Genomic DNA, 12,741 nt, shown 5'->3' on the forward strand with positions numbered 1-12,741 from the left:
CGCGCGCCATGCCCTTCAGGCCGTGCTCATCACCTGCTCCAACGACCGCGCCATGATCTCCGCCACCTGATCCAGCAGCTCGGCGGTGTCGTCGTCGGGGATCAGGTCCTGCGCCGGCACGAGCGCGCCGGTCAGGCTCAGCAAGGTGTGGAACGGCGTGCGCCCCCCGGAGCCCAGCGGCGCAACATCGCCCATGAAGCGGTCGTCGAAGGGCGTCACCGGGCGCGCGGTCAGGTCGACCATCGTGCCCAGCATCCGCAGCACGTCGCCGCGATGGTCGCGCTGCACCACGCGGCCGCGCGACAGCACGGTGCGGTAGCCCGAGCCGTTGCTGCGCAGGCGGAAGCGCTGCTCATACCCGTCGGTGAAGCCGTCGAAGTGCGCGCGCAGCGACAGCATCATCGGCTCCAGGTCCTCGGGATGCACCCGGCAGCGCCAGAAGGCGGTGCTGTCCGGCTGATCCGGATGAGGAAAACCGAGGTGCTCCTTCCAGCGCGGCGAGTAGTGCACCACCTCCAGCTGCGGGCTCAGATCCCACACGCCGAAGGCACCGCTCTCGACGGCGCTCCGCCAATTCCTGACTTCATGATGACGGATACCCATGGCGATGCATCTTGCGCGCCGCATCCCGGCCGGTCAACGCCGCCAGCCGCCTTCCGTGCGCGCTTTGCCGCCACACCACACATCGTTCACGAATCATTCATCCGCAAGTCGACCCGGCCCCGCTCGGCGCGGCGCTGCGCGGCTCAGCTCAGCGCCGCAACCAGCTCCGCGGCGGCCGTCAACAGCGCGGGCTCCGACCGCATCGCGGGGAACGGGTCCACCGGCACCCACAGCGGCTGCCGGCGCCACCCCAGGCGCTGCAGCCGGAAGCCCACCCGCACCAGCGCCGCGACCAGCCGCGGCAACTCCGCGCGCAGCGCCGTCAGGATCTGGTCGTTTTCCGCCAGCAGCGTGATCGACAGCGCAGTCCGCGTGCCCTGAAGCTGCACGCCGATCGCCTCGCCGCGCCAGCGCAGCAGCAGGCTCAGCGCGGCGTCCTCGGACACGGCCGCGGGCGCGGGGGCACCCGACCCGGAGGACGCCTCGTCGTCCGGCGCGCCACCGCGCCGGTCCGCGCGAACCCAGTACGGCAGCGGCAACAGCCACAGCGGCTCGCCGCCCGGCCCGACCGGCACCTGCCCATGCGCCAGCGCCAGGGTCCAGGCGGACACCAGCGCCGCCGGGGTCCGCATCGCCGGCTCTGGCACCAGCGTGGTCAGCAGTTGACGGCGCCATTGCGCCAGATCGACCCGCAGCGCGGCAAGCTGCCCCCAGCCGCTGTTGCCGCCGGCGCCCATGTCGGCGCGGCCCGAGCCCGGCCGATCCCATGCGCCGGCTGGCCCGTCGCGGCCGCCGCCGGCGCGCCGCTCGATCACTTCGAGTTCCACGCGCGGCGCCACCGCCCGCACGCGCAGCAGCACCTCGTCGCCCGGCAGCAGGTCGTCCAGCGGCGGCTCGATCAGCGTCATCACCCGGCCGCTGTCCAGCGATTCCAGGCGCCAGCCGGCGCCGGGCCGGTCCGCGCCCGCCAGGCGCAGCACCGCGCCGGGTGCCAGGCCCGGCAAGCCCCCCAGGTCCCGCAGCAGCGGCTGCAGGCGCGACGACGCGGTCACGGCGCCGACCGCGCCGACGTTGCCATTCGATGTCGATCCCGCCATGTCTGCGCCCGATCCTTCGCGGTCCTGAAAGCGACAAGGGCCGGACGTCGCCGCCCGGCCCTTGCCTGTCGCGTGTCGATGCCCCGGGGCGCGCCGCGAAGCGCGCCCCGCGTCATCGACGCGGCGTCATCAGCCCAGCAGGGACATGACCAGGCCGGACATGCTGTTGCTTTGCTTGAGCATGGCGGTGCCCGACTGCATCAGCATCTGCTTCGTGGTCATCGTGGACGACTCGGCGGCGAAGTCCGTGTCCATGATGCGGCCCTTGGCGGCCGACGTGTTGGTGCTCATGTTCTGCAGGTTGTTGTAGACATGGTCCAGGCGGTTGGCCGCGGCGCCGAAGGAAGCGCGCAGTTCGCCGACCTTGTCGATCGCGCCGCCGATGGTCGTCAGCATCGTGTTGGCCGTGGCGGACAGTTCCGCGCCGGCGGCCGGCGTGGCGTTGTACTGCTTGGAGACATTGCCCAGCGCCGTCGCCAGCGCGGTCAGCTGGCCGCTGACGTCCACGCTCATCGATTCACCGGCCGACGCGCCGATCTGGAAACTCATCGCGGTGGACATCTTGCCGCCGGCGCCGGTGATGAGGGCGCCGTCCGAGAACAGCTGCGTGCCGCCGAAGGACGTGTTCTTGATGATGTTGGTCAGCTCGGTGCCCAGCGCGTCGTACTCGCCTTGCATGGCGGTCTTGTCGGTCGCGGTCGACGAGGCCGAGAAGGCTTCCGTGGCCAGGTCCTTCATGCGCAGCAGGATGTTGCTGACTTCGTTCAGCGCGCCTTCCCCGGTCTGCAGCATCGAGATGCCGTTCTGCGTGTTGCGCTGGGCGACGGCCATGCCGCGGGTCTGGGCGTCCAGGCGGGTGGCGATCTGCAGGCCGGCGGCGTCGTCCATCGCGGAATTGACGCGATAGCCGGTACCCAGGCGGGTCATCGAGGTGGCCAGGCTCTTCTGCGACGAGCTCAGCGAGTTCTGGGTCGACAGGGCCGCGGCATTGGTGTGCAGGCTCAACATTTGATTCGCTCCTAGAGAGTGGTCTTGCGCTTGTTGGGTGAGGAGCAATCAACTGCCCTCCCCACCACAGGACGACCCCGCGACGGAACGACTTAAATCCCGCGAGAAAGATTTATTCGCCCCCCCACCACCCCCACGTCAACCACCACGCATCGGCGGCGCGCTGTCACGACGAGCACGCCGAGCCGGGGCCCTTTTCCGGAAGTAGAGAAGGGAATTCGCCACCCGGGAGGGTGGCGAAGGAATGACATGGAGGAAAAGGGCCCCGGCTCGGCGTGCGCGCGCTCGGTCACCGCAGGAATGGAAGAGGACAGCGAGAACGAGCCCTCAGCGCTTCTCGTACATATAGCGCCGGGTCAACGGCACAGGTGCCGGTCCATGATCGCGCTTGCTGGCCAGGATCTGATAGAGCCCGAGCTCTCCGGTCTCGAACTCCAGCGCCGAAGCCGCCATGTACAGACGCCAGATCCGGTAGTGGGCCTCGTCGACGAATGCCAGCGCCTGTTCATGCGCCGCTTCCAGCCGCGCGACCCAGGCCCGCAGCGTGCGGGCGTAATGCATCCGCAGGCCTTCCACGTCGTGCAGTTCGAACTGCTGCTGCTCCATCACCCGCATCACGTTGCTGGCCCGATCGAGCTCCCCATCGGGGAACACGTAGCGGTTGATGAAGCGGGACGACAGCGCCTGCCCCCACCCCTCCTCCTCATGGGTGATGCCGTGGTTCAGGAACAGCCCGCCCGGCTTGAGCAGCCGGTTCACCGCGCCGAAGTAGGTGGGCAGGTTCTTGAGCCCGACGTGCTCGAACATGCCGACGCTGGAGACCTTGTCGAACTGGCCGGTCATGTCGCGGTAGTCGCACAGGCGGACCTCCACCTGGCCCTGCAGTCCGGCGGCGGCGTTGCGTTCCTTCGCCAGTGCGAGCTGTCGCTCCGACAGCGTGATGCCCACCGCCTTCACGCCGTAGTGGCGCGCCGCGTGCATCACCAGCGCGCCCCAGCCGCAGCCGATGTCGAGCAGCTCCTCGCCCGGTTGCAGGTGCAGCTTGCGGCAGATGTGGTCCAGCTTGGACCATTGGGCCTGCGCCAGCGAGGTGTCCTCGGTCTCGTAATAGGCGCAGGAGTAGACCATCGCCGGGTCCAGCCAGAGCGCGTAGAAGTCGTTGGACAGGTCGTAATGGAAAGCGATCGCGGCCTTGTTCTCGGCCCGTGTGTGCTGGCGGACGCCGGCCGAGCGCAACTCTGCGTCGGCGGCGCCCGGCGGGGGCGCGAGCAGCCGCACCGCCAGGCGCAGGCGGTCGCTCCAGGACAGCGTCAGGTCCGGCAAGTGGTCCTTGAGCTGGAGGGCGGCGAAGAAGTCACCCTCGACATCGATCTGCTGGGTGAAATAGGCCTCGGCGAAACGCAGCGGGTCGCGCCCGAGCAGCAGGCGGCGCAGCGCGGTGGGCTCGTTGAGCACCAGCGTGAAGTCCGGCGGCAACTGGCTCTGCTGGCCGAGCCGGGTCGACCAGTTGCCCAGCCGCAGGCCCATGCTGCCCGGGTAGGCCGAGAACAGCCGCTGCAGCAGCGTCAACCCCGCCGGCGGCAGCGGCGGCGTACCCGCCGTGCCGGCGACGACCTGCGCCGCGCGGGCGGCAGCGGGCGACGTGGGGGACAAGAGTTCCTGATCCATGCGATTCCTCGCCCATACAGCCACGAAAGCATGTGGGTCGGCAGCGTCCGAGGGTCAGTTCTTGCCCGACCTGACGCTGACGGCCCATGGTCTTCGGTCGATATTAGCGAATGCCCCACCCCCTTGGGGCCCCCCTGCCCGAGCCACCCCCGCCCGGATTGGGGACATTGGGCGCCTGTCGCCAAAAGCGTCCGTTGCGCCCCCGCACCGGCCGCGCCGGCCTTCGCCCAAAGGAGTCATCACAGCACGGCCCCATCGCGCCACAATCGTCCCCCAACGATCAGCCCGCAAGCAAAAAGCCAAGGAGTGAGCCATGCCGCACGCGTTTGCCAACACCGTCGCCAGCTTCAAGACCGCCTCCGGTAAGAGCGGCAAGTACTACTCGCTGCCCAAGCTGGCGGCGAAGTTTCCGAATGTGAACCGCCTGCCGGTGTCGATCCGGCTGGTGCTGGAATCCGTCCTGCGCAACTGCGACGGCCAACGCGTCACCGCCGCCCACGTCGAGCAGCTCGCCCATTGGCAGCCCAACGCCGCGCGCAACGAGGAGATCCCGTTCGTCGTCGCCCGCGTGGTGCTGCAGGACTTCACCGGCGTGCCGCTGCTGGCCGACCTGGCGGCGATGCGCAACGTCGCCGCCGCCCAGGGCAAGGACCCCAAGACCATCGAGCCGCTGGTGCCGGTGGACCTGGTGGTCGACCACTCGATCATGATCGACCACTTCGGCACCAAGCAGGCGCTGGACCTGAACATGAAGCTGGAGTTCGAGCGCAATCGCGAGCGTTACGAGTTCATGAAGTGGGGCATGCAGGCCTTCGACACCTTCGGCGTCGTCCCGCCCGGCTTCGGCATCGTCCACCAGGTCAACCTGGAGTTCCTGGCCCGCGGCGTGCACAAGGCCGGCGGCGGCGCCGACACGGTCTACTACCCCGACACGCTGGTGGGCACCGACAGCCACACGACGATGATCAACGGCATCGGCGTGGTCGGCTGGGGCGTGGGCGGCATCGAGGCGGAGGCCGGCATGCTGGGCCAGCCGGTGTACTTCCTGACGCCGGACGTGGTCGGCTTCGAGCTGAGCGGGCGCCTGCGCGAGGGCGTCACCGCCACCGACCTGGTGCTGACCGTCACCGAGATCCTGCGCAAGGCCAAGGTGGTGGGCAAGTTCGTCGAGTTCTTCGGCGAGGGCACCGCCTCGCTGTCGGTGCCGGACCGGGCCACCATCGGCAACATGGCGCCCGAGTACGGCGCGACGATGGGCTTCTTCCCGGTCGACGAGCGCACCGTCGATTACTTCAAGGGCACCGGCCGCACGCAGGATGAGATCGAGGCCTTCGAGGCCTACTTCCGCGCGCAGGGCCTGTTCGGCGTGCCGCGCGCCGGGGACATCGAGTACAGCCAGGTGGTGTCGCTGGACCTGGGCACCGTCGTGCCCTCGCTGGCCGGCCCCAAGCGCCCGCAGGACCGCATCGTCATCACCGACCTGGCCAAGACCTTCACCAGCCTGTTCAGCAAGCCGGTGGCGGACAACGGCTTCAACCAGCCGGCTGCCAAGCTGGCCAGGAAGTTCCCGCTGGGCGGCGCGCAGCAGGGCCTGTCCATCGCCAACGGCGACGTGCTGATCGCGGCGATCACCTCCTGCACCAACACCTCCAACCCCAGCGTGCTGCTGGCAGCCGGCCTGCTGGCCAAGAAGGCGGTCGAGGCCGGCCTGACGGTGCAGCCGCACATCAAGACCTCGCTGGCGCCGGGCTCGCGCATCGTCACCGAGTACCTGGAGAAGGCCGGCCTGCTGCCCTATCTGGAGAAGCTGGGCTTCACCGTCGCCGCCTACGGCTGCACGACCTGCATCGGCAACGCCGGCGACCTGACGCCCGAGATCAACGAGGCGATCACCGGCAACGACCTGATCTGCGCGGCGGTGCTGTCCGGCAACCGCAACTTCGAGGCGCGCATCCATCCCAACATCAAGGCCAACTTCCTGGCCAGCCCGCCGCTGGTCGTGGCCTACGCGATCGCCGGCAACGTCACGCGCGACCTGATGACCGAGCCGGTCGGCCACGGCACCGGCGGCAAGCCGGTCTTCCTGGGCGACATCTGGCCCAGCAGCGACGAGATCTACGCGCTGCTGAAGCTGGCGCTCAATCCCGACGCCTTCCGCGCCAACTACGCCAAGGTGAAGTCCGAACCCGGCAAGCTCTGGGAGAAGATCAAGGGCGGCAAGGGCCAGGTCTACGGCTGGCCCAAGAGCACCTACATCGCGCAGCCGCCGTTCTTCGGCCGCTTCACGCAGGTGCCCGGCGCGCTGGAAGCGGGTGTGCAGGGCGCGCGCATCATGGCGCTGTTCGGGGACTCGATCACGACCGATCACATCTCCCCTGCGGGCGCCATCAAGGAAGCCTCTCCGGCCGGCAGCTACCTCAAGGAACAGGGCGTGCTGAAGGCCGACTTCAACAGCTACGGCTCACGCCGCGGCAACCATGAAGTCATGATGCGCGGCACCTTCGCCAACGTCCGGATCAAGAACCTGATGATTCCGGCCAAGCCGGACGGCGCCCGCGAGGAAGGCGGCGTGACGCTGTACCAGCCGGGCGGCGAGCACATGTTCATCTACGACGCCGCGATGCGCTACATCGCGGCCGGCGTGCCGACGGTGATCTTCGCCGGCGAGGAGTACGGCACCGGCTCCAGCCGCGACTGGGCCGCCAAGGGCACGCAGTTGCTGGGCATCAAGGCGGTGGTGGCGAAGAGCTTCGAGCGCATCCACCGCTCCAACCTGGTCGGCATGGGCGTGCTGCCGCTGCAGTTCCGCCCGGGCGATTCCTGGGAAAGCCTGGGGCTCCAGGGCGACGAGGTGATCGACATCGTGCTGGCCGACGAGATCCGTCCGCAGTCCGAGGCGACGCTGGTCATCCGCGCCGCCGACGCCGCGGAGCGCCGCGTGCCGCTGATCCTGCGCATCGACACGCCGATCGAGGTCGAGTACTACCGCCACGGCGGCATCCTGCCGTTCGTGCTGCGGCAGTTGCTGGCGGCCTGACGGCCGTCGTCTTGTCGCGGGCCTGGCGCGGGCCCGCGCCAGGCCAAACAGCCACGGAAAACGCAGAAGGGGCCGACAGTCGCCTGTCGAGCCCCTTCTTCACGTCCAGCGATCGTCGCCGTCCTCCTGGAAAGGTCCATGGACCTTCCCTTGGGGACGCGCGGGAGCCGCTGGCGTTTTACTTCGAGGTGCCGGTCCCGGTGGCCGGGGGCGTGGTCGAGGTGGTGGTCGCCTTCTTGGGTGCCGGCTTGGCAGCGGGCTTGGCGGCCGGCTTCGGCGCGGCGGTGGTCGCGGCGGCGCCGTCGACGTCCTTGGACGCGGCGGTGGAGCCGCCCTGCACGCCCAGTCGGCCGCCGGTGCCCAGACCACCCTTGACGGTTTGCGCCTTGTAGTTGCGCAGCGCCTTGACCATCTGGTTGTACGAGTCCGCGAACGCGGCCGTGATCACCTTGCCGGCCGGCGTCTTGGCATACGCGCCACCGGCGACGGCGCCACCGCCGAAGAAGCTGGCGGCGCCGAAGCCGAAGTCGAAGTTCTTGGCCGTGCCTTCGGCCGCCGAGATCTGCACGCCCGAGCGGTTGTCCACCAGCAGCAGCGTCGTGGACGCTTCGTTCTGGTTGATGTTGGCCGCCACCGCGGTCAGCAGGCCGATGGCGCCGGTCCCGATGCCGCCGCCACCGCCGCCGGTCTTGCCGGAGAACTGGATCTCGGGGCTCATCGTGTAGTCGGCGGCGACCATCTGGCCCTGGCCGAAGTTGCTGCCCGAGCGCACTTCACCGGACTGCATCAGCGCGCGCTCGCGCTCCATGTTGGCGAAGGCCTTGCCGCGCTCGACGATCACGAAGCAGTTGCTCTGCTGCACCATCAGGCGCAGCACCGGCAGGGTCGAGCCGAGCTGGCGGTCGCGCAGTTGCGACCACCACGGGGCGTTGGTGTCCTCGAAGATCGCCAGCGTGCCCAGCGTCTCGTCGCAATGCTCCAGCTTGCTGTTCTGGTTCTCGGCCGTCGCGCCGCCGGCGGCGCCGGAGACGGTGCCCTTGTTCTCGCCCATCGTCGGCGCGGTGGCCAGGCAGCCGGCCAGCAGCAGCGGCGACAGCAGCAAGGTGGACTTCAGGACGGCGCCAACGAGACGACCGGGAGCGAGGGTGGGAGAGGCAAGCATGGAATCCTCCAGTTTTTCTAGGAACGGGCGAGAACAGCCAGGCCGGAGGGATCCGGCACGGTCAGCGGGAAAAGTCGAATCAATCGGCCGGGGTGGCGGGCGCGACGCCGTAATAACCGCCGACCACCTGGCCATGCGGGTTGCCGATCCAGATGCTGGTGCCGAAGACGTCGGTGCAGCCGCCCCAGGCGACCTCGAGCGCGCGGGGCTCCTCGTTGCGGGTTTGCGCGTAGACGGACACGGTGCTGTCGGACGGGCCGATGGTGTAGCAGAGCCGCACCCAGGCCGGGCGGGGGGCGGAGGTCAGCACGGACGCGGCGCCTTCGGTGTTGCCGTCGGAGGCCTTGGCCATCCACTTGGTGCCGCGGGTCGGGCCCGGGTTGTAGGTGAACACGTAAGGCACCTGCGCCAGCGTCGCGATCGACGCAGCCAGCAATCCCGCCGCCATCAGGCCTTTGGCCACCATGTCTTCACTCCCGCTCAAATGTTCTGATCAGATGAATGCGGCGGATTGTTAAGGCTTGGCGTCGAAAAGGCGAGGCCCCCATCGTGGTGGATTCCACGGAACCCCAGTCGTGGGGATGGCGCATCGGGTTGTCCCGGAGCGGTATCGAGCGATGGCCGCACACGTGGTCGTGAGAAACGGTGTACGACACGACCTGACCCCGCGATCGCGCGCATCGGCGCGGGTTGGCCGGCAGCGGCACCGACGGCCGCGAACATCGATGACCAGGGCCTTCGACATCGCTGAGCGGCGCGCGGCGCGGGACTGGCGACCGCTCCCGCGGTCCGGCCGGTGTCTCGCGTCCCCTGCTCCGGCTTCATCCGCCGCGGCGTGCGCTGCACGGATTGACTTTGGTCATGCGGTGTTGCGGCGATGCTGAAGCCATCAGGCCCACATCACAGCCGGCTCACTCGATCCCCAACTCCAACCCCCGCTCCTTCGCGAACATTTTCAACGCCGGCATCAGCGCCCCAATCTTCTCGGCGACCGCGTCGCGGATGGTGTCGACCATCACCTGCGTCTGGCGCTCGATCTCGATGTGCAGCGCAGCGTCGACGCCCTTGTCACCGAAGGTGGTCATGCGCAGCGTCTCCGGGATCAGCCAGACCTCGAACCAGCCGGATCCGTCGGCCTCGCGGCCGGCCTCGGCGACCGTCAGGCTGGCGCCGTTCACCGCGATGTAGCCCTTGGCGAAGATGTAGCGCATCCACGGCGCCGGCACGGCGATGCGGATCACGTGGTTGTTGGCCGGCTGGCGGATCGCGGCCACCGTCGCCATGAAGTCGACGTGGCCCGAGAGCGGATGCCCGCCGATCTCCGCGCCGTCGCGCGCGGCGCGCTCGACGTTGATGCGGCTGCCCGTCCGCAGCTGGCCCAGCGTGGTCAGGTTCAGGCTCTGCAGCATCACGTCGAAGTCGGCCTGCGTGTCGCCCTTGAGCGCGGTGACGGTGAGGCAGACGCCGTCGCAGGCGACACTGGCGCCGATCTCCAGGTCCTTGCAGAACCCGGGCGGGAAGTCGAGGGTGAAGCTGCGCAGGCCTTCCTTGTCGGTGATCTGCGCGACCTGGGCGATGCCTTGCACGATGCCGGTGAACATGTCCGAATCTCCTGTGATCTGTGGGCCGGCCCGCGCGTCAGCGGTGCGACTCGAACAGCTCGGGCGAGAAGCCCAGGCTCAGCCGCCCGTCCGCCCACTCGACGATCGGGCGCTTGATCACGCTGGGCTGCGCCACCATCAGCGCGGCGGCGCTGGCGGCGTCGATCACCGCGGCCTTGGTCGCGTCGTCCAGCTTGCGCCAGGTGGTGCCGGCGCGGTTCAGCACCTTGTCCCATCCCAGCGCGCTCATCCAGCCCGGCAGCTTGCCGGCGGGCACGCCCTGTTTCTTGTAGTCGTGGAACTGGTAAGCCAGGCCGTGTTCGTCGAGCCACGCGCGGGCGCGTTTCACGGTGTCGCAGTTGGGGATGCCGTAGAGGGTGATCATCCCGTCACGCTACCATGAAGCGGATGATCCCCTGGCTAGACGACGACTCCCTGGACTTCCCGCCGACGCAGCGCGCGCTGGGCCCGCGCAGCGACGCGCCGGGACTGCTCGCGGCCGGCGGCGACCTGCGGCCCGCGCGCCTGCGCGCCGCCTACGCGCGAGGGATCTTCCCGTGGTACGGCGAGGGCCAGCCCATCCTCTGGTGGACGACCGACCCGCGCATGGTGCTACGCACCGAGGACTTCAAGGTGTCCCGTTCGCTGCGCAAGACGCTCGCGAAGTTCCGCCGCACGCCCGGCTGCGAGATCCGCGTCGACGCCGCCACCGAGACCGTCCTGAAAGCCTGCGCCAGCACCTCGCGCGACGGCCAGGACGGCACCTGGATCGTCCCCGAGATGCAGCAGGCCTATCTGCAGCTCGCCCGGGAAGGCACCGTCCACAGCGTCGAGACCTGGATCGACGGCGAGCTCGCCGGCGGGCTCTACGGCATCAACCTCGGACGTATGTTCTTCGGCGAATCGATGTTCATGCGCAGGACCGATGCGTCCAAGATCGCCCTCGCCGCGCTGGTGTGCCTGTGCCGCGAGTTCGGCATCCCCTGGATCGACTGCCAGCAGCAGACCGGTCACCTCGCGTCGCTGGGCGCGGCACCGGTCACGCGCGGCGCGTTCGAGGCGCATCTGGCGGCCCATGTCGGCCTGCAAGCCCCCGGGGATTGGACCTATCATCCGCGGCTGTGGGCCCGGCTGGACCCGCATGACAACGCGGACGGCGCCGATGGCGCCGAGAAGGCCGACCCGTCCGCCGCCACCGACGCTCCCGACCCGAACGCACCGCTCGCAACGTCCGACAGGCCCTGACCGTGACGCACCCCAAGGAACTCCCGCTGGCCGAGCTGCAGTTCTACGCGACCGCGCCGTATCCCTGCAGCTATCTCTCGGACCGCCAGGCGCGCTCGCAGGTCGCCACGCCCAGCCACCTGATCCACGCCGACGCCTATTCCAGCCTGGTCGCCGCCGGCTTCCGGCGCAGCGGCATGTTCACTTACCGCCCCTACTGCGACGGCTGCAGGGCCTGCGTGCCGATGCGCATCCCGGCGGCGGAGTTCCGCGCCAACCGCAGCCAGCGCCGCGCCTGGGCGCAGCACGCGGACCTGCAGGCGCGCGTCATGCGGCTGGGCTACAGCGACGAGCATTACCAGCTCTACCTGCGCTACCAGGCCGGCCGGCACAGCGGCGGGGGCATGGACCACGACAGCGTCGACCAGTACACGCAGTTCCTGCTGCAGAGCCGCGTCAACTCGCGGCTGGTGGAGTTCCGCGATGCCGGCGGCGCGCTGAAGATGGTGTCCATCCTGGACATCCTCAGCGACGGCCTGTCCGCCGTGTACACCTTCTACGAGCCCGAGGCCGGCGCCAGCTACGGCACCTACAACGTGTTGTGGCAACTGCGCCAGACCACCGAACTCGGGCTGCCCCACCTGTACCTCGGCTACTGGATCGCCGAGAGCGACAAGATGGCCTACAAGGCCCGCTTCCTGCCGCATGAGCTGCTCCGGGAGGGGCAGTGGTCGCGCGTCGCGCGCTGAGCGCCGGCCGTCGATAAGCAAGCGTCCGCGCGACCGGACGTCCACCCGTGTCTTCGCGGCCCCGCCGCCGGGCCTCGCCACGCCGCGACACAGGAGCGGCATCCCCAGGTCGCCCACTGTCGCGACGCCGCCACCGGCAAAAATTGGTCCCACACTGGTTCTTCCTGCATTGCTGCCATCAGCGGACAGGGAAAGTCTTCAATTCGCCTCAACTGACGCCGGATCACGGTTACAGCGACATCATTACGTCACGTTACTGGATGCCCGAGGGTTAACCTGAGTGATACAGATTCGAGTGGTATCTACATTGCATACCACTATGAGATCACCAGCGGTACCGATCTCCTAGCCGCAGCGGGCGGCGCCCACCAGCGATTGCAGACCAGCGATCGACAGGGACGACACAGCCCGCGGACAGCACGTCGATCGCGAGGAATGACTTCCATGCCTGCACGCGCCCTTCCCCGGACCGCCCTCACCGCGGCGTACCGCGCCCCGCCCCGCTCAGCACCCGAATGGCCGGCGTGACGCTCGCGCGTCCGGCCCCCTTCGCCGGCTGACACCTCCGGCGCCTTTTCTTCCCGAGACCGAC

At 69.1% G+C, this 12,741-nt stretch carries 11 protein-coding genes; 3 read left to right on the plus strand and 8 right to left on the minus strand.

The window, feature by feature from the left end; genetic code table 11:
- Positions 1-15 precede the first annotated feature (15 nt).
- From CDN99_RS01260 to CDN99_RS01275, 4 genes are all read right to left on the minus strand, one after another.
- Positions 16-603 carry a PAS domain-containing protein gene (locus CDN99_RS01260; protein ID WP_158218723.1) on the minus strand — a complete coding sequence of 196 codons (588 nt, stop codon included), beginning with the start codon at positions 601-603 and terminating at the stop codon, positions 16-18.
- 143 nt (positions 604-746) lie between these two features.
- On the minus strand, positions 747-1,700 hold the full coding sequence (locus CDN99_RS01265) for a flagellar hook-length control protein FliK (RefSeq protein ID WP_088382307.1): 954 nt from the start codon (positions 1,698-1,700) through the stop codon (positions 747-749).
- Positions 1,701-1,829: 129 nt separating this feature from the next.
- Positions 1,830-2,708 carry a flagellin N-terminal helical domain-containing protein gene (locus CDN99_RS01270; RefSeq protein WP_088382308.1) on the minus strand — a complete coding sequence of 293 codons (879 nt, stop codon included), beginning with the start codon at positions 2,706-2,708 and terminating at the stop codon, positions 1,830-1,832.
- 327 nt (positions 2,709-3,035) lie between these two features.
- A complete protein-coding gene (locus CDN99_RS01275) occupies positions 3,036-4,376 on the minus strand; it encodes a class I SAM-dependent methyltransferase (RefSeq protein WP_238139310.1) in 1,341 nt (446 codons plus the stop codon).
- A 313-nt stretch (positions 4,377-4,689) separates the two neighbouring features.
- On the opposite strand from CDN99_RS01275, the gene acnA reads away from it, so the two are divergent.
- Positions 4,690-7,413: an aconitate hydratase AcnA gene (gene acnA / locus CDN99_RS01280; RefSeq protein ID WP_088382309.1), complete on the plus strand. Its 2,724-nt coding sequence runs from the start codon at positions 4,690-4,692 to the stop codon at positions 7,411-7,413.
- A gap of 178 nt (positions 7,414-7,591) precedes the next feature.
- Here acnA and CDN99_RS01285 read toward each other — a convergent pair whose 3' ends face one another.
- From CDN99_RS01285 to CDN99_RS01300, 4 genes are all read right to left on the minus strand, one after another.
- Positions 7,592-8,575 (minus strand): CsgG/HfaB family protein, encoded by a 984-nt coding sequence (locus CDN99_RS01285; RefSeq protein WP_088382310.1) that lies wholly within the window; start codon positions 8,573-8,575, stop codon positions 7,592-7,594.
- A 79-nt stretch (positions 8,576-8,654) separates the two neighbouring features.
- On the minus strand, positions 8,655-9,041 hold the full coding sequence (locus CDN99_RS01290; protein WP_088382311.1) for a hypothetical protein: 387 nt from the start codon (positions 9,039-9,041) through the stop codon (positions 8,655-8,657).
- Between the two features lie 445 nt (positions 9,042-9,486).
- Positions 9,487-10,176, minus strand: a complete 690-nt coding sequence (locus CDN99_RS01295) for a riboflavin synthase subunit alpha (RefSeq protein WP_088382312.1) — start codon at positions 10,174-10,176, stop codon at positions 9,487-9,489.
- A 37-nt stretch (positions 10,177-10,213) separates the two neighbouring features.
- On the minus strand, positions 10,214-10,561 hold the full coding sequence (locus tag CDN99_RS01300) for an ArsC family reductase (protein WP_088382313.1): 348 nt from the start codon (positions 10,559-10,561) through the stop codon (positions 10,214-10,216).
- A 23-nt stretch (positions 10,562-10,584) separates the two neighbouring features.
- Here CDN99_RS01300 and aat point away from each other — a divergent pair, with 23 nt between their 5' ends.
- Both aat and CDN99_RS01310 read left to right on the plus strand, forming a co-directional pair.
- Positions 10,585-11,421, plus strand: a complete 837-nt coding sequence (aat, locus tag CDN99_RS01305) for a leucyl/phenylalanyl-tRNA--protein transferase (protein ID WP_088382314.1) — start codon at positions 10,585-10,587, stop codon at positions 11,419-11,421.
- Between the two features lie 2 nt (positions 11,422-11,423).
- Positions 11,424-12,149, plus strand: coding sequence for an arginyltransferase (locus CDN99_RS01310; protein ID WP_088382315.1), 726 nt, complete (start codon positions 11,424-11,426; stop codon positions 12,147-12,149).
- The last annotated feature ends 592 nt before the right edge of the window (positions 12,150-12,741 follow it).

The organism is Roseateles aquatilis (genome assembly GCF_002205645.1).
Lineage (GTDB): Bacteria > Pseudomonadota > Gammaproteobacteria > Burkholderiales > Burkholderiaceae_C > Roseateles > Roseateles aquatilis.

Coding starts and splice junctions, on each gene's coding strand:
- CDN99_RS01290 (WP_088382311.1), bottom strand. CDS start 9,041: ATGGTGGCCAAAGGCCTGATGGCGGCGGGATTGCTGGCTGCGTCGATC.
- CDN99_RS01270 (WP_088382308.1), bottom strand. CDS start 2,708: ATGTTGAGCCTGCACACCAATGCCGCGGCCCTGTCGACCCAGAACTCG.
- CDN99_RS01260 (WP_158218723.1), bottom strand. CDS start 603: ATGGGTATCCGTCATCATGAAGTCAGGAATTGGCGGAGCGCCGTCGAG.
- CDN99_RS01295 (WP_088382312.1), bottom strand. CDS start 10,176: ATGTTCACCGGCATCGTGCAAGGCATCGCCCAGGTCGCGCAGATCACC.
- CDN99_RS01275 (WP_238139310.1), bottom strand. CDS start 4,376: ATGGATCAGGAACTCTTGTCCCCCACGTCGCCCGCTGCCGCCCGCGCG.
- CDN99_RS01265 (WP_088382307.1), bottom strand. CDS start 1,700: ATGGCGGGATCGACATCGAATGGCAACGTCGGCGCGGTCGGCGCCGTG.
- aat (WP_088382314.1), top strand. CDS start 10,585: ATGATCCCCTGGCTAGACGACGACTCCCTGGACTTCCCGCCGACGCAG.
- CDN99_RS01300 (WP_088382313.1), bottom strand. CDS start 10,561: ATGATCACCCTCTACGGCATCCCCAACTGCGACACCGTGAAACGCGCC.
- acnA (WP_088382309.1), top strand. CDS start 4,690: ATGCCGCACGCGTTTGCCAACACCGTCGCCAGCTTCAAGACCGCCTCC.
- CDN99_RS01285 (WP_088382310.1), bottom strand. CDS start 8,575: ATGCTTGCCTCTCCCACCCTCGCTCCCGGTCGTCTCGTTGGCGCCGTC.